Annotated in this window: 14 protein-coding genes and 1 pseudogene; 8 read left to right on the top strand and 7 right to left on the bottom strand. The window is 69.9% G+C overall.

Features of this window, described 5'->3' with window-relative positions:
• Positions 1-27: 27 nt before the first annotated feature.
• The 5 genes from OHT77_RS03130 to OHT77_RS03110 all read left to right on the top strand — a co-directional run bounded on the left by OHT77_RS03130 (position 28) and on the right by OHT77_RS03110 (position 5244).
• On the top strand, positions 28-654 hold the full coding sequence (locus OHT77_RS03130) for a DoxX family protein (protein ID WP_328826387.1): 627 nt from the start codon (positions 28-30) through the stop codon (positions 652-654).
• A 153-nt stretch (positions 655-807) separates the two neighbouring features.
• Positions 808-1689 (top strand): universal stress protein, encoded by an 882-nt coding sequence (locus tag OHT77_RS03125; protein WP_328826385.1) that lies wholly within the window; start codon positions 808-810, stop codon positions 1687-1689.
• A gap of 31 nt (positions 1690-1720) precedes the next feature.
• The gene (locus OHT77_RS03120) at positions 1721-1900 is read left to right on the top strand and encodes a hypothetical protein (RefSeq protein WP_328826383.1); all 180 of its coding nucleotides are present in this window, start codon (positions 1721-1723) and stop codon (positions 1898-1900) included.
• 5 nt (positions 1901-1905) lie between these two features.
• Complete coding sequence (locus OHT77_RS03115) at positions 1906-2769, top strand: universal stress protein (RefSeq protein ID WP_328826382.1); 864 nt, start codon at positions 1906-1908, stop codon at positions 2767-2769.
• Positions 2770-2853: 84 nt separating this feature from the next.
• Complete coding sequence (locus OHT77_RS03110; RefSeq protein WP_328826381.1) at positions 2854-5244, top strand: phosphoketolase family protein; 2391 nt, start codon at positions 2854-2856, stop codon at positions 5242-5244.
• Positions 5245-5327: 83 nt separating this feature from the next.
• Here OHT77_RS03110 and OHT77_RS03105 read toward each other — a convergent pair whose 3' ends face one another.
• From OHT77_RS03105 to OHT77_RS03085, 5 genes and pseudogenes are all read right to left on the bottom strand, one after another.
• Positions 5328-6305: a hypothetical protein gene (locus tag OHT77_RS03105; protein ID WP_328826380.1), complete on the bottom strand. Its 978-nt coding sequence runs from the start codon at positions 6303-6305 to the stop codon at positions 5328-5330.
• Between the two features lie 131 nt (positions 6306-6436).
• On the bottom strand, positions 6437-7381 hold the full coding sequence (locus OHT77_RS03100; RefSeq protein ID WP_328826379.1) for an ATP-binding cassette domain-containing protein: 945 nt from the start codon (positions 7379-7381) through the stop codon (positions 6437-6439).
• 174 nt (positions 7382-7555) lie between these two features.
• A pseudogene (locus OHT77_RS03095) lies at positions 7556-8453 on the bottom strand (aldo/keto reductase).
• 72 nt (positions 8454-8525) lie between these two features.
• Positions 8526-9113, bottom strand: coding sequence for a hypothetical protein (locus tag OHT77_RS03090; protein ID WP_328826378.1), 588 nt, complete (start codon positions 9111-9113; stop codon positions 8526-8528).
• Positions 9114-9264: 151 nt separating this feature from the next.
• Positions 9265-10482: an erythromycin esterase family protein gene (locus OHT77_RS03085; protein WP_328826377.1), complete on the bottom strand. Its 1218-nt coding sequence runs from the start codon at positions 10480-10482 to the stop codon at positions 9265-9267.
• A 58-nt stretch (positions 10483-10540) separates the two neighbouring features.
• Between OHT77_RS03085 and OHT77_RS03080 the strand changes: the two genes are divergently transcribed.
• Positions 10541-11353 (top strand): TioE family transcriptional regulator, encoded by an 813-nt coding sequence (locus tag OHT77_RS03080; RefSeq protein ID WP_328826376.1) that lies wholly within the window; start codon positions 10541-10543, stop codon positions 11351-11353.
• A gap of 76 nt (positions 11354-11429) precedes the next feature.
• On the opposite strand, the gene OHT77_RS03075 is transcribed toward OHT77_RS03080, so the two are convergent.
• The gene (locus tag OHT77_RS03075; protein ID WP_328826375.1) at positions 11430-12611 is read right to left on the bottom strand and encodes a serine hydrolase domain-containing protein; all 1182 of its coding nucleotides are present in this window, start codon (positions 12609-12611) and stop codon (positions 11430-11432) included.
• Between the two features lie 172 nt (positions 12612-12783).
• On the opposite strand from OHT77_RS03075, the gene OHT77_RS03070 reads away from it, so the two are divergent.
• Positions 12784-13311, top strand: coding sequence for a hypothetical protein (locus tag OHT77_RS03070; protein ID WP_328826374.1), 528 nt, complete (start codon positions 12784-12786; stop codon positions 13309-13311).
• 56 nt (positions 13312-13367) lie between these two features.
• Here OHT77_RS03070 and OHT77_RS03065 read toward each other — a convergent pair whose 3' ends face one another.
• On the bottom strand, positions 13368-14063 hold the full coding sequence (locus OHT77_RS03065) for a TetR/AcrR family transcriptional regulator (RefSeq protein WP_328826373.1): 696 nt from the start codon (positions 14061-14063) through the stop codon (positions 13368-13370).
• A gap of 143 nt (positions 14064-14206) precedes the next feature.
• On the opposite strand from OHT77_RS03065, the gene OHT77_RS03060 reads away from it, so the two are divergent.
• Positions 14207-15364: an FAD-dependent oxidoreductase gene (locus OHT77_RS03060; RefSeq protein ID WP_328826372.1), complete on the top strand. Its 1158-nt coding sequence runs from the start codon at positions 14207-14209 to the stop codon at positions 15362-15364.
• The last annotated feature ends 29 nt before the right edge of the window (positions 15365-15393 follow it).

Genomic DNA, 15393 nt, shown 5'->3' with positions numbered 1-15393 from the left:
CCCGACACCTCGAGAGGACCCCCGACCATGGCCGTGCACGAGTACCCGCACCGCACCTCCGGCTTCCACCTGCCCACGTCCCGCAGGAACGGCTCGGCGTCGGACGGTGGCGTGACGGCAGCCGCCACGGCGACCACCGCGACGCGTTCCTACGTCTTCGCCTCTCTGCGCCTGCTGACCGGGTTCGTCTTCCTTTGGGCGTTCCTCGACAAGACCTTCGGCCTCGGTTACGCGACGCCGTCCGGCAAGGGCTGGGTCGACGGCGGCTCGCCCACCAAGGGTTTCCTGAGCAGTGTGGCGGCGGGTCCGATGGCGTCGACGTTCCATGACTGGGCCGGTGCCGGTTGGGTGAACTGGCTGTTCATGCTCGGGCTGCTGGGCGTCGGTGTCGCGATGGTCTCCGGTGTCGCGCTGCGGCTCGCCGCCGTCGCCGGTACCGCGATGATGGCGTTCATGTGGCTGGCCGAGTGGCCGCCCGCGAAGCACCTGTCCGACGGCACGCCGAGCATGTCGTCCAACCCGTTCGCCGACTACCACCTCATCTACGCCGTGGTCCTGATCGCCCTCGCGGTCGCGGGCGCCGGTGTCACGTGGGGTCTCGGCAGGGTCTGGGCCGAGCTGCCCATCGTCCGCGACCACACCTGGCTGCGCTGACCACGGCCGGGACGGAGAGGCGGGCCCTCGCCGGGGGCCCGCCCTCCGGCCGCCCATTGGGCCGATCGGCCCCCTTCTGGGACCTGCGGCCCCTGCTGCGGGAACCCCTAGACCACGACGCTGGAATCACATCCCGCCTAGGAGGACGAACCCATGGTCCGCAGTGTTGTCGCAGGTCTCGATGGTTCACCCGAGAGCCGTGCCGCCGCCGAGTGGGCGGCCGGTGAGGCGGAACTGCGTGGTCTGCCGCTGAAGATCGTCCATGTCTGGGTGCCCGCCCCGGACCCGTTGGCCCAGGCCCCGTTCATCGGCGCGGAGACGCAGCAGCAGTGGAGCGAGCGGATTCCGCGTGAGGCGGGCGAGGGTCTGCGCAGGCGTCACCCCGGCGTGGACGTGACCGTGGAGCAGGTGAGCGGTACGCCCTCGGACGCGCTGGTGGGTGCCGCGAAGGACGCCGAACTCCTGGTTCTCGGCTCGCGTGGCCTGAGCGGTGTCGGCGGCTTCCTCGTCGGTTCCGTCGGGCTGTCCGTCGTGGCGCGTGCCGAACTGCCCGTGGTCCTGGTCCGGGCCGACGAACAGGCTGCCGACGAGGACGGGACGAACCCCGGGAGGCGGCCCGTGGTCCTCGGCCTCGACGCCGAGGGGCCCGCCGACCCGGTGATCGAGTTCGCGTTCGCCGAGGCCGCCCGGCGCGGCACCAGCCTGCGCGTCGTCTACGGCTGGAGCCTCCCGCCGTACTACGCCTACGGCTTCGCGCTGGACGCCGGCCTGCACGACGAGCTCTCCCAGGAGGAGACCGGCTCCCTCACCGAGGCCCTGCGCCCGTGGCGGCAGAAGCACCCCGACGTGGAGGTCTTCCTGGAGCCGCGCGTCGGGAGCGCCGCCGACCACCTGGTGGACGCATCCCGTGAGGCCTCCCTCGTCGTCATCGGCCGTCGGATCCGCCGCGGTGGGCCCGGTGCCCACATCGGCCCGGTCGCGCATGGCGTTCTGCACCACTCCACCGCCCCGGTGGCCGTCGTCGCGCACGACTGATCCACCCCTGTCCGCCGGAGGAGCAGCAGTCATGAAGGCAGCCGTCGTACGAGCGTTCGGTGAGTCCCTCGTCGTAGAGGAGCGCCCTGGCCTCGAGTCCAGGGTCGGTCGCGAGACCCGCCTGCCGGACCCCGTCAGCGAGTCAGGCGATGACGTGACGCGCGGCGACGTCACGGCCCGGGTCGGCTTCGACCTCGTGGCGGGGCGGTGACCGCGATGACGCTCCCCATGGTCGTGGGTGTGGACGGCTCCGAGCCGAGTCTGCGGGCCGTCGACTGGGCGGCCGACGAGGCGGCGTTGCGCGGAGTCCCGCTGCGGGTGGTCTACGCCTCGCTGTGGGAGCACTACGAGGGGACCTCGATCGCCGAGGGACTCGCCAAGCCCGACGAACAGGTGCTCGCCGAGGACATCGTGGACACCGCCGCGCGTCGGGCCCGTCTCCGTCGCCCCGAACTCGACGTACGTACCGAGGTGTTGACGGAGGAGCCCGAGTACGCGCTGGTGCGGGAGAGCCGCAGCGCCTCGGTGCTGGTGACGGGCACCCGTGGCCGCAGCGGCCTCGCCGAGGCGCTGCTCGGTTCCGTGAGCCTGATCGTCGCCGGGCACGCGCAGTGCCCGATGGTCGTCGTCCGCGGCACCCAGGCACAGGCCGGCACACGCGGCCGTGTCGTCGTGGGTGTCGGAGAGAAGCCGGCGGGATCGGCGGCGGTGCGGTTCGCCTTCGACGAGGCGCGACGGCGTGGGGTGTCGGTGGAGGCCGTACGGGCCTGGCGTTGGCCCGCGCGTGAGTCCACCGATCATTCACTCACGGTCGGTGAACCCGCCCGACTGCACGAGCAGTTGGCGGTGGAGGCCCTGCACACGGCGTTCCACGACGTTCCCGCCGATGTCGCAGCACACCGGCGTACGGTCGAAGGACCGACCCGGTCCGTCCTCGTGGACGCCTCCCGGGACGCCGACCTCCTGGTCGTCGGAGCCAGGCGCCGCCCGGGCCACTTCGGGCTCCAACTGGGCCGGGTGGCACACGGAGTACTGCACCACTCCGCCTGTCCGGTCGCCATCGTGCCCGAGAAGGGATGAGTGTGATCGTCGCCAACTCCAGCTGCTGACGCCGTAGTTCGTCCCCATCGCCCGTCGACCCACCGATGACTTCAGGAGCCTCCGATGTCCCAGGCCGAACAGCACGACGCCAACGCCCTGTCCGTACTCTCCGACGACGAACTGCGCACCCTGGACGCCCACTGGCGGGCCGCCAACTACCTTGCTGCGGGCCAGATCTACCTCATGGCGAACCCGCTCCTCACCGAACCGCTCCGCCCCGAGCACATCAAGCCGCGACTGCTCGGCCACTGGGGGACCTCACCCGGCCTCAACCTCGTGTACACCCACCTCAACCGGGTGATCAAGGCACGAGACCTGGACGCGCTGTGCGTGTGGGGACCGGGACACGGCGGCCCTTCCGTGGTCGCCAACTCCTGGCTGGAGGGCAGCTACAGCGAGACCTACCCGAATGTCTCCCGCGACGGGGCGGGCATGCAGCGGCTCTTCAAGCAGTTCTCCTTCCCCGGTGGTGTGCCGAGCCATGTGGCGCCCGAGACCCCCGGATCGATCCACGAGGGCGGCGAACTCGGCTACTCCCTCGCGCACGCCTACGGCGCCGCCTTCGACAACCCGGACCTGCTGGTCGCCTGTGTCATCGGCGACGGCGAGGCCGAGACCGGGCCGCTCGCCGCCGCCTGGCACTCCAACAAGTTCCTCGACCCGCTCCACGACGGCGCCGTCCTGCCGATCCTGCACCTCAACGGCTACAAGATCGCCAACCCGACCGTCCTGTCCCGCCTGCCCGAGGCCGAACTCGACGAACTGCTGCGCGGCTACGGCCACGAGCCGATCCACGTCACCGGCGACGACCCCCTCACGGTGCACCGTGCCATGGCCGCCGCGTTCGACGACGCCCTGGACCGCATCGCCCTCATGCAGCGCACCGCCCGCGAGGACGGCGTCACCGAGCGCGTGCGCTGGCCGATGATCGTGCTGCGTACGCCCAAGGGCTGGACCGGACCCGCCGAGGTCGACGGCGTCCCGGTCGAGGGCACCTGGCGCGCACACCAGGTCCCGCTGGCCGAGGTGCGCGAAAACCCGGAGCACCTACGGCAGTTGGAGGCGTGGCTGCGGTCGTACCGGCCGGAGGAACTGTTCGGCGCCGAGGGCCGGCCCGTCGCGGACGTCCTCGCCTGTCTGCCCGAGGGCACCAAGCGCCTCGGCTCCAGCCCGTACGCCAACGGCGGTCTCCTCGTACGGGACCTGCCGATCCCGTCCCTCGACCGGTTCGCCGTCCCCGTCGACAAGCCGGGCACGACGCTGCACGAGCCGACCCGCATCCTCGGCGACCTCCTCGAACAGGTCATGGACGACACCTCGGCCAGCCGCGACTTCCGGCTCGTCGGCCCGGACGAGACCGCCTCCAACCGGCTCCAGGCCGTCTTCAACGCCAGCGGCAAGGCCTGGCAGGCCGAACTCCTCCCGGTCGACGAGCACTTGGACCGGCACGGTCGCGTGATGGAGATCCTCTCCGAACACACCTGCCAGGGCTGGCTGGAGGGCTACCTCCTCACCGGCCGGCACGGGCTGTTCTCCTGCTACGAGGCGTTCGTGCACATCGTCGACTCGATGGTCAACCAGCACATCAAGTGGCTGAAGACATCGCGGGAGTTGGCGTGGCGGGCCCCCATCGCCTCCCTCAACTACCTTCTGACGTCGCACGTCTGGCGCCAGGACCACAACGGCTTCTCGCACCAGGACCCCGGCTTCGTCGACCACGTCCTCAACAAGAGCCCCGAGGTCGTCCGCGTCTACCTCCCGCCGGACGCCAACACCCTTCTCTCCGTGGCCGATCACGTCCTGCGCAGCCGCGACTACGTCAACGTGGTCGTCGCCGGCAAACAGCCCTGCTTCGACTGGCTCTCCATGGACCAGGCCCGCGCCCACTGCGCGCGCGGCGCCGGGATCTGGGAATGGGCCGGCACCGAGAACGGCGGCGAACCCGACGTCGTCCTCGCCTGCGCCGGTGACGTCCCCACCCAAGAGGTCCTGGCCGCGGCCCAGTTGCTGCGCCGCCACCTGCCCGACCTGGCCGTCCGTGTCGTCAACGTCGTCGACATGACCCGGCTCATGCCCCGCGACGAACACCCGCACGGCATGCCCGACTTCGAGTACGACGGCCTCTTCACCGCGGACAAGCCGGTCATCTTCGCCTACCACGGCTACCCGTGGCTCATCCACCGCCTCGCCTACCGCCGTTCCGGCCACGCCAACCTGCACGTGCGCGGCTACAAGGAGTCCGGCACCACAACCACACCGTTCGACATGGTCGTCCGCAACGACCTCGACCGCTACCGCCTCGTCATGGACGTCATCGACCGCGTGCCCGGCCTCGCCGTACGCGCGGCCGCCGTGCGCCAGACCATGGCCGACGCCCGCACCCGCCACCACGCCTGGATCCGCGAACACGGCACCGACCTGCCCGAGGTCGCCGACTGGACCTGGGACGCCTGACAGGCCCGGTCGTCATTCCCCCGCACTCAGGACATCGGCGCTGGTCGCGGTCAACGGCCCGGGCGGAACCGACGCGGCAGGCGTCAGACCGCCTCCGCCTCCGCGACCAGCGCGTCAAGTGCCGTACGCAGCAAGGTCAGTTCGGCCGGGGTGGGGTCGGCCGGTTCATGCGGGACGAGTGCGGCGGGGTTCACCGCGGTGGTCGTGCCCTCCGGGCCGGACAGGGCTGCGGCGCGGGCGAGCACCGCGCCGTTGTCGGGCGGCGGGGTGCCCAGGCCTTTGCCGAGATTGCGTAGTGCGGGCGTGAGCGGGGGCCGGGGGAAGGGGAAGTCGGCGGGGAGCAGCCCGGCCTGGTGGGTGTGGTCGTCGCCGCGGAAGTCCAGGGTCCAGTTCTCCCAGCGCGGCAGCGGCCAGTCGTGGATGCCGGCCACGGTCCCTACCGCCCAGAGGGAGACCGTGCGGGTCTGCGGGTCGAAGTGGACGCCGCCGTCGGGCATGTCGGTGAGCGTGGGCGTGGGCGGCGACGCGACGATCAGGTCGATCAGGCCGGGGCCGCCCGCGAGGTGGTCGATGGGTTCCCAGTCGCTGCCCCACGCGCGCACGCTTCCGTCGGGCAGGCGCAGGGAGACGACGGAGGAGGGCTCGGCGTACTCGGTGTAGGGGAACCCGGAGGGCTCGAAGGTCTCAAACCAGCCCGGCGAGCGGGTCAGATCCCGGCCGATTCCCAGGTGGTGGGTCAGGTCGCCCAGGCCGTCGTGTGCGAAGCGGACGTCCCAGCCCGGCCAGGTCCTGGCAAGTACGGCCCGGGCGGCGAGGTGGTCGGCCCAACTGTCCACGTAGGCGAACCAGAGCAGGACCCGGCGGTCGTGGTCCACGAGTGCGGCGCCCTCGCACCACACGTCGTCGAGCCATTCGTCGATCTCCCGGTTGGCACGGAAGCAGCGCGTCGCCGCGGCAGGGCCGGGCAGCAGGTCGTCCGCCACCCGGTTGGCGGCCCAGTGTGAGTAGTACCGCTGCCAGGTGCCGTTCTCGACCACCACGTATTGCGCTCGTGCTCCCATGACCTGCGAGATTAGCGACGCTCGGTGAGGGACGGCGAACGCTTTTTCCGCGGCCGACTCGGGCTGTACGGGGGCGACTTGGCGAACGGTCCGGCGGTGGCTTCCTGGCCGTACGTCATATACGCGCTGGATCAACGGTGTTGGTGTCCGTCGGTCAGGGTGAAGAACACGTCGTCGAGGTCGGGGGTGTGCACGGTGAGTTCGTCGGCCTCGATGCCCGCCGCGTTCACCCAGTCCAGGATGGCGCGCAGTTCGCGCTGGCTGCCGCCGCTGGGGATCCGCAGGGCCAGTGCGTCGTCGTCCGGGGTCGCATCGCGGAGGGCGGTCGCGGCGGACTTGTAGGCGCCGGGGTCGGTGAAGCGCAGGCGTACGTGTCCGCCGGGCACGAGCCGTTTCAACTCGTCGGCGCTGCCTTCGGCGGCGATGCGGCCGTCGTTCAACACGGCGATGTGGTCGGCGAGTTCGTCGGCTTCGTCGAGGTACTGAGTGGTGAGGAAGACGGTCGTGCCGGTGGAGACGAGTTCGCGGATGATGCCCCACATGTTGTGGCGGCTGCGGGGGTCCAGGCCGGTGGTGGGTTCGTCGAGGAAGATGATCCGGGGGTTGCCGACCAGGGTCATGGCGAGGTCGAGGCGGCGCTTCATGCCGCCGGAGTAGGTGGATGCGGGTTTCTTGGCTGCTTCGGTGAGGTCGAAGCGTTCCAGCAGCTCGGCGGCGACCCGCTTGCCCTCGTGCTTGGAGAGGTGGTGGAGGTCGGCCATGAGGAGCATGTTCTCCTCGCCGGTGATCAGCCCGTCGACGGCGGAGAGCTGCCCGGTGACGCCGATCGTCGCCCGCACGGCCTGCGGATCCAGGGTCAAGTCGTGTCCGCCGACGTGCAGTTGACCGGCGTCGGCGGTGACGAGGGTGGAGAGGATCTTGACGGCGGTGGTCTTGCCTGCGCCGTTGGGGCCGAGCAGGGAGAAGATGGTGCCGGTGGGGACGGTCAGGTCGATGCCGTCGAGGACTGTCTTGTCCCCGTAGGCCTTGCGCAACCCGGTGGCTGAGATGGCGAGTTCATGGGGTGTTGTGGTCATGGTGCAGAGCGTGCGGCAGGGGGCCTTCAGCTCGGTTTCACGGTGGTTTCAGCGCCCGCTGGTGAGCGAGACGTGAGCGTGCGGACCGGTGAGTGTCGCGCGACCGTCCGTAGGTACCTCCGTGTCGATCACAGGGCAGGCCGAGGGCTGGCCGACGGTCGGCGGTAGCTCCGCCTACCGGGAGCCCGCCCTTGGGCGTGACTTGTAGAAGGACTCCTTCAGGTAGGCGGTCTGGTGTGGCTGGTAGGGCTCCTCCAGGTACGCGGCCTCGTCCTCGTCGAGTTCGACATCCACTGCTGCGACCGCGTCGGCCAGTTGGGCCGGCTTGGTGACACCGACGATGGGTGCGGTCACCGCTGGGTTGCACATGACCCAGGCGAGGGCGACCTGGGCCGGGGACAGACCCCGCTTGCCCGCGATCTCGTGGACGCGTTCGGCCACCGCCTGGTCCTCGTCGCGGTAGAGGATCCTGCGGCCCTCGTCGGTCTCGGCACGCGCCGTGGCGGCGTCCCGGACCCGCGTCAGCCTGCCCCGCGCCAGCGGGCTCCACGGGATCACGCCGATGCCCTGGTCGGCGCAGAGCGGAAGCATCTCCCGCTCTGCTTCCCGGTGGATGAGGTTGTAGTGGTCCTGCATCGACACGAACCGGGTCCAGCCGTTCAGGTCGGCCAGGAACAGAGCCTTGGCGAACTGCCAGGCGTATATGGAAGAGGCTCCGAAACCGCCTCAGGGACGCGTCGAGTTCGGCGAAGATCACCTTGCGGGACAGCCCCGCTCCGTTCGGGCCGGGGCGCATCCGCATCCAGACCCTGGTGGAGAGAACGACCTCCTCGCGCCGGGTGAAGTCCTTGACCGCCTGCCCGACGATCTCCTCGCTGCTTCCGGCGCTGTACCCGTTGGCCGTGTCGAGGAAGTTGACGCCGCTCTCGAGGGCCTGCCTGATGATGTCCCGGCTGGCGTCCGCGCCCAGCGACCAGGGCTCGCCGCCCCGGTCCGGCTCGCCGAAGCTCATGCAGCCGAGGGCGATGGCGGAGACTTCCAGCCCGGTCGTTCCGAGCTTGCTGTATCGCATGCGTCCAAACCTAGGAGCCGGAGTGCGCTTCAACGCAACACGTCTCGGTCCGGAGCTCGGAGGCGTGTGCCGCTATGACTGGAAGACCACGACCTGGTCCGACACCGAGAAGTCCGCACCGCAGTCGGGACACGCCGTGGAGCCGAACAGGTGAGTCAGATGCACGGCGGCCGCCGACTGTTCAGCCCTGACGGCCACTTCGTGCAGCCGTGATGCCAGGGGCGGCAGGTCCACGGGCTCCGTCGGGCGGACCGCGCTGACTATGGGGCTCTCACGGCCGACCACCTGAAAGCGGGCGTTCGGGTTCCGACGACGAGTGCCTGGACCCTTGTAGGAGAGGTCGATCTCCAAGCTCAGTGCGCAGGAGGGGCACACCACGGGGTGTTCCTTGCGGTGCAGATTGCGCCTCCATACGGGCACGCCCTCAAATGCCAGGAGGTGCTCCAGCCAGCACAGAAAGTCGTCCGTATCGCCCTCGAAGGGCCTTGTCATCACGACGTTCTGGGTCAGCTGATGCAACTCGTTGATCGCAGCCGGGTAGTGCGCCTGCACGTACCACGCCACGTCAGCCAGCTCGGGATCACCGATTTGGTCAAAGCGTTGTGGCAGGTCGGCCGCGGATCCATAGGCGTGCTTCAGGCGGGACCAGTCCAGTGTCATGCCCGCAATCATCGTCGGGTTGCTGAACGAGGAGGGCGTGTTCGTGAGAGACGCTCCGGGCCGCGGGGGCATTACCTCGGACAGTCCGGACCCGGTGGCTGCGCTTCTCGATGCCCTACCCATGTCTTAGGGGCGAGTTGACCAGCCGGAGCTAGCCCCGCACGACGTCCTTGACGAACACGACACCATCCACGTCCGAGAGCTGGAGCGGGTCGAGCGGGGCGTAGCCGAACCACGGGGATACGCGGGGCGCGGGGCGGCGGCTGTCGAGGGTGGTGGCCAGGCGTGCGGCGTCGACGAGGCACCGGTCCTCCGGGCGTGCGTACAGGAGGCCCTCGACGGTGTCCGACGGTGGTGTGTCCACGCCCTGGTGCGGGATCGTGCCGAGGGCTGTGGCCAAGAAGGCGTACTGGCCCCCGAGTTGGGCCTGCACGAGCGCGCCTGCGCTCCACCACTCCAGCGGCGCCCCGCCCATGCGCATGGTGCTCTTCCCGCGCTGGAGATGGGAGTTGTGGGCGTTGACGAGTACGGGACCCCTTTCCGCGAGGGCGAGGAGGTTGTGGGCCATCATCTGGTCCCGTATCTCGACCAGCCGGGTCAGGCGGGCCGGTGACGTGTCGGCCATCCAGTGGTGGTAGCGCAGCAGGCCGATCGCGGTTCGCGCGTACAGGTGGGCGCGATCCTGGTCTTCGCGGGAGGCCGCGGCTAGCAGGTGCGGCGACTGCGTGTCGAGCAGCGCCGCCAACTCAGCTGTCAACAAACGTAGTTGAGCGGCGTCGGCGGACTGGCCCACGGACCGGCCCGGGTCCATCATCGCGGCCGGCTCGGTCCAGCGGTCGTCCGTGCCGAGCAGGCTGTCGAGAGTTTCCGCGGTGCAGGGGAGCAAGTCCGCGCTCACCCAAGCAGATAGGCAACGGTGGAGTCCGATGAGGGCCTGCCGGGGACTCGCGGCGCCCGTGATCTCCAGCGGGCCGTCGACACCGGCGAACCGGAGCCGCTCGGACGCGGGCCTGCCGGCCTGGTCGGCGCGGACGTTGTGGGCGCGCATCCAGCGCACGAGGTCCCGGTTGCCGGCGAAGGCACCCCAGCCGTGGCTGAATCCATGGGCCATGACCTCGTCGAGCGTGCCCGTGCCCGAGGTGACGTAGTCGTTCACGGCCAGGCCGGCCATGCAGTCGCTCTCGATGGCGATCGTGCCGTAGCCCTCCTGCTCGACGAGCTGACGGAAGAGTTCGTTGCGGAGACCGAGGAGGGTGTTTTCGCCATGGGTGGGTTCGCCGAGTGCGAGCAGTCGTGGCCGGCCCGGAAGCAGTCTCATGACAGCGGATGCCTCGACGGCGTGGACGATGTCCGTGATGTCGGTAGCCATGCCTTCAACGCTATCGTTGAACCTCCGCTTGAAACTTTCTCGCGATATCGGCAGGCACATGGCCAGAAACCCTCAAAGCACCGAACGACTCAGGCCGGTCGACCTAGCGCGCGGACACGGCCTGTCGACCCAGGCGATCAGGAACTACGAGGAGGCGGGCATCCTCCCCGCCGCCGACCGCACACCCCACGGTTACCGCACCTACACCCCGCTCCACGCACGTGCCCTGCGCGCCTTCCTCGCCCTGGTGCCGGGCCACGGCCACGGGACGGCGGCGTCGATCATGCGGGCCGTGAACGAGGGCGCCGTAGAGGAAGCCTTCTGCCTCATCGACGAGAGTCACGCCGAACTCCTGGACGACCGTCGGACCCTTCAGGCGGTGGAGCGGGCCCTCCGCGACCTCGATGCCAACGAGGCGACGGCGCTCCAACCCAAGTCGACCGCAGTGCGCGGGACTTGGCCTACGTCCCCCTCCGCATCCGGCGCCACCTTCATCGGTCCGCTGGCGGAGAAGCTCGGCATCCGCCCCGCGACGCTGCGCAAATGGGAGCGCGCCGGCCTGGTACACCCCCACCGCGACCCGCTGACCGGCTACCGCGTCTACGGCGAGGCCGACGTACGCGATGCCCGACTGGCCCACCAACTCCGGCGCGGTGGCTACCTGTTGGGCCAGATCGCCCCGCTGCTCGCCCAGGTACGGGCAGCGGGCGGACTGGAGCCCTTGGAGGCCGCGCTGACCGACTGGCGTGATCGGTTGTCCCGGCGCGGGCGCGCGATGCTCACTGGGGCCGCGGAGTTGGAGGAGTACCTTGAGTCCGGCCGCGAGGCGGTGGTGTCGGCGCCCCCGGCAACTGCACAAGTTCCCAAGTGACTTGGGCCGCGAAGCTCTCGACCTCAAGGGACCGGCCCAGCGAACCCTCCCCCCACCGCGACGACCACGCCCCCGCTCACTGGGCGCCCCCACCCCCGCCGCACAGCGCATGATCAATCAGCGAACTGGCCGCGTTCTCCTGGGACATGATGTGCTCCATCGTGTCGCCACGCGCCTCCGACATGGAGACCACGGCGCTTCGTCTGCCGTCGTCCGTGACGCCGTTGAGGGTGATGTAGCCGCCGTCGCCGCCCTCGTGGCTCCAGTAGGTGCCTCCGCAGGTGAGGGGACGTTCGGCCAGGCCGAGGCCGTAGCGGCCGCCGGGCCAGAGTTGTTGGACCTCCGCGCTCACGGGGACGGTCTGCTTCATCTCGGTCAGTTGGCGCGCCGGGAGGAGTCGGCCCGTGAGAAGGGCGCGGAAGAGGACGTTCTCGTCCCGTGTCGTCGTGACGAACGACAGGTTCTCGTGGTCCACCGGTACCTGATCGGTGACGTCCACCAGGGCGTCGGGGCCGAAGAGTTGGTACGCCTTGGCGTGCGGCCGGGGGAGTGTGGGCGAAGTGCCGACCCAGCGGGTGTGGTCGAGGCCGAGGGGGTGCAGGATGCGGTTCTCGATCTCTTCGTGGGCGGTGTGACCGGTGGCCTTCTGGATGATCGTGTCGAGCAGGACGTAGCCGGTGTTGGAGTACGCCCACCCTTCGCCGGGCGCGAAGTCCGGGGCGTGGGCCATGGCGCGGGCGATCAACTGGCCGGAGCTGTAGACGTCGTAGCGCTGCTGGTAGTACTCATCCGGCGTGGTGTATCCGGGCAGGTCGTCGTGGATTCCGCTGGTGTGCTGGAGGAGTTGGCGGATGGTGATGCGGCGGCCGTCGTTGCCGTTGCCGTGCACCACTCCCGGCAGCCAGTGCTCGACCGTGTCGTTCAGGGTGAGCCTGCCCTCGGCCTCCAACTGGAGTACCACGGTGGCCACCAGCGTCTTGGACGTGCTGGCCATACGGAAGTAGCCGTCGGAGGAGACCGGTTGGCCGGTGTTCAGGTCGGCCGTGCCGCTGGTGGCCACCGACTGCCGGCCGTCCGGCGCGATCACGCGGGCCTGCACTCCGCTGACCCCGAGGGCATGGATCGTCTCGGTGTCCTGGCGTAACTGCCTTGTGAGGAAGCCGTCTTGGGGCTGAGCGATGGCCGTTGTCACTTCGGCGGTGAGCAGCGTGACGACACCGATGGCCAGGGCGAGGTGCTTCCGCAGGGTCGGAATCATGGCTGAACGCTAGGTTCGGCCGCCGCGGAGGCGCGATCCGGCTTACCCGATGATCGGGATGGGGATAGCCCCCGGACGGGTTCGGTCGTAGGCAGCCCGGTTCAACAGCCCTCATGTGCCGTGAGTCCATTCTGAGTTGAGGGTCGGCGAACGCTACGGCTTGAATACGGTCATGGACTCACCGATCTGGGACACGCTGCCAGCCACTGAGCGCTCCGCCGTGGACGCACTGATCCAGCGTGACCACCGGATCGCGGCCGTCGCCCGCCTGCGCGAGGCACTCCCGGCCGGATCTAGGCCGGGCCTGCACGAGATACTCGCCGTAGTGGCCGAGCGCTACCGGGAGTTGGGCCTGCGCTTCGAGCGGTATCCGACCGCGCCGTTGGATCCGGCGAGGCTCGCGGAGGAGATCGCGGCGTTGCCCGGTCGGACGATCGCCATCGAGGCACTGTGGGACGGGGACACCGACGGCTGGTTCGTGGAATTGGTGGTGCTCACGGACGGGACGCCTGCCGAACACCGGCTCGCCACCATCCGGCACGGCAGTGACATGCGGTTGTTCAACGGCACGGTGCCGCCGTGGCCCGAAGCGCAGGAGGCGGAGACGGTCGGACGCGCCCTGGCCGAGCGGTTCGAGGTGCCGTTCCGTTTTGCCGACCCTCTGCGGGCCGGATCAGTGTGCCGTGAGGTAAATCCGTAGTAGGTGCTCACGCCCCCCGGCCCTACAGCCTCGGCGCAGAGTAAAGGCCACTTCCGCTACGACGGCGCCGGGTCCGTCACGTCAGGCCGGGCGGTGATCCCCGTGAGGATGAGGTCGATGCCCGCGAGGAACTCCGTACGGTCGTCGTGGACGCGCAGCTGCTCCGCGACGTTGCGGGTGAACGCGAACTCCTCGGGGTCGAGGTTCGCCCAGGCCTCCGAGACGGTGTCGAGGAACTGGGTGCGGTCCGTGTCCGGTGGGCACTGCCGGGCGTTGGCCGCGTTCTGGCCGGCGACGCCGAGGATGTAGCTCAACAGCGAGGAAGCGGCCGTGAATTGGGCGGTCTGGGGGACCCCGAGGGCTTGGACCTGGCGTCCGATGTGCTCGAAGACCCGCAGCATCGGGGACTGCGGCGGGGCCCCGGAGAGTTGCGTGCCGACCCACGGGTGGGCGTCGATCGCGTCGAACACGCCGAGCGCGAGGGCGCGGATCGCTTCCTGCGGTGACGGATCGGCGGTGTCGGTGGTCGTCGTGCGGGAGAGGACGGCGTCGGTGGCGGCGCCGAGGAGTTCGTCCTTGCCGGTGACGTGCCAGTAGATCGCGCCGGGACCGGTGGCGAGCCGTGCGGCCAGCGCGCGGAACGTGAGGCCGCCCTCGCCCGCCGCGTCGAGCAGCTCGATCGCCGCTTCGACGACACGCTCCCGGGAGAGCGGTTCCTCTCGTCGCTCGGGGCGACGCGTCCTCGTTGGCATACGCACATCCTGACACATCCCTGGAACGCCGTTCCAGCTTGACAACACTGGAACGCCGTTCCAGTCTGATTGTGGAACAGCGTTCCAGAGTGGTCCGGCCGGGGCTCGGTCGGCAGGCATGCGACACCACCCGAGGAGTCATCATGAACACGGACATCACGCCCATCACCGACGCGGCGACCACGAACGTCACGATCATCGGCGCCGGACTCGGCGGCCTCACGCTCGCCCGGGTCCTGCACGTCCACGGCATCCAGGCCGCCGTCTACGAAGCGGAGGCGTCACCGACGGCCCGCGCGCAGGGCGGGATGCTCGACATACACCGGGCCACCGGCCAGTCCGCTCTGGAGGCGGCGGGGCTGACCGACGAGTTCCGTGCCCTCATCCTGGAAGGCCGCGAGGCGACCCGCATCCTCGCCTCGGACGGGACCGTTCTGTTCGACGACGACAGCGAGGGCGAACGCCCCGAGGTGCAGCGCGGCGAGCTGCGCCGGATCCTGCTCGACTCCCTCCCGCCCGGCACGGTCCGGTGGGGGCACAAGGTCAGCGGTGTCCGTGCCCTCGGCGACGGCCGCCACGAGGTGGCGTTCGCGGACGGCACCTCTGCCGTCACGGGCCTGCTGATCGGCGCGGACGGAGCGTGGTCCCGGGTCCGGCCGCTGCTCTCCGACGCCGTCCCCGAGTACATCGGGATCTCCTTCGTCGAGACCTACCTGTTCGACGCCGACACCCGGCATCCGGCGACCGCGAAGGCCGTCGGCGGCGGAGCGCTCTTCGTGCCCGTGCCGGGCAAGGGCATCCAGGCCCACCGGGAGGGCGACGGATCCCTCCACACCTACGTCGCGCTCAGCAAGCCGCAGGACTGGTTCGCCGCCATCGACTTCACCGACGCCGACACGGCCGCCGCGCGGATCGCCGCGGAGTTCGAAGGCTGGGCGCCTGAACTCACCGCACTCATCACCGACGGTGACACCGCACCTGTCCTCCGCACCCTCAACGCCCTTCCGCTCGCGCACAGTTGGGACCGAGTGCCGGGAGTGACCCTCCTCGGCGACGCCGCCCACCTCGCGGCCCCGAACGGTGAAGGCGCCAACCTCGCCATGTATGACGGCGCCGAACTCGGCAAGGCCATCGCCGCACACCCTGGCGACATCGAGTCCGCGCTCACCGCGTACGAGGAGGCACTGTTCCCCCGTAGCGCCGCGTCCGCCGCCGACGGCACCGAGCTGCACGAGCTTCTCTTCGGGGCCGAGGCGCCGTACAGCCTGGTCGACATGTTCACCGGACATCAGCAGCCGTGACGAGACGTTCGTGGGCGGAGGCGAGCATC

This window comes from Streptomyces sp. NBC_00252 (assembly GCF_036187565.1).
Classification (GTDB): Bacteria; Actinomycetota; Actinomycetes; order Streptomycetales; family Streptomycetaceae; genus Streptomyces.
The sequence above is the reverse complement of the archived record's forward strand: the minus strand, read 5'-3'. Positions and strand labels throughout refer to the sequence as shown.

Excerpts from the sequence above, each read along its gene's own strand:
- OHT77_RS03130 (WP_328826387.1), top strand. The coding sequence starts at position 28 with ATGGCCGTGCACGAGTACCCGCACCGCACCTCCGGCTTCCACCTGCCC.
- OHT77_RS03125 (WP_328826385.1), top strand. The coding sequence starts at position 808 with ATGGTCCGCAGTGTTGTCGCAGGTCTCGATGGTTCACCCGAGAGCCGT.
- OHT77_RS03120 (WP_328826383.1), top strand. The coding sequence starts at position 1,721 with ATGAAGGCAGCCGTCGTACGAGCGTTCGGTGAGTCCCTCGTCGTAGAG.
- OHT77_RS03115 (WP_328826382.1), top strand. The coding sequence starts at position 1,906 with ATGACGCTCCCCATGGTCGTGGGTGTGGACGGCTCCGAGCCGAGTCTG.
- OHT77_RS03110 (WP_328826381.1), top strand. The coding sequence starts at position 2,854 with ATGTCCCAGGCCGAACAGCACGACGCCAACGCCCTGTCCGTACTCTCC.
- OHT77_RS03105 (WP_328826380.1), bottom strand. The coding sequence starts at position 6,305 with ATGGGAGCACGAGCGCAATACGTGGTGGTCGAGAACGGCACCTGGCAG.
- OHT77_RS03100 (WP_328826379.1), bottom strand. The coding sequence starts at position 7,381 with ATGACCACAACACCCCATGAACTCGCCATCTCAGCCACCGGGTTGCGC.
- OHT77_RS03090 (WP_328826378.1), bottom strand. The coding sequence starts at position 9,113 with ATGACACTGGACTGGTCCCGCCTGAAGCACGCCTATGGATCCGCGGCC.
- OHT77_RS03085 (WP_328826377.1), bottom strand. The coding sequence starts at position 10,482 with ATGGCTACCGACATCACGGACATCGTCCACGCCGTCGAGGCATCCGCT.
- OHT77_RS03080 (WP_328826376.1), top strand. The coding sequence starts at position 10,541 with ATGGCCAGAAACCCTCAAAGCACCGAACGACTCAGGCCGGTCGACCTA.
- OHT77_RS03075 (WP_328826375.1), bottom strand. The coding sequence starts at position 12,611 with ATGATTCCGACCCTGCGGAAGCACCTCGCCCTGGCCATCGGTGTCGTC.
- OHT77_RS03070 (WP_328826374.1), top strand. The coding sequence starts at position 12,784 with ATGGACTCACCGATCTGGGACACGCTGCCAGCCACTGAGCGCTCCGCC.
- OHT77_RS03065 (WP_328826373.1), bottom strand. The coding sequence starts at position 14,063 with ATGCCAACGAGGACGCGTCGCCCCGAGCGACGAGAGGAACCGCTCTCC.
- OHT77_RS03060 (WP_328826372.1), top strand. The coding sequence starts at position 14,207 with ATGAACACGGACATCACGCCCATCACCGACGCGGCGACCACGAACGTC.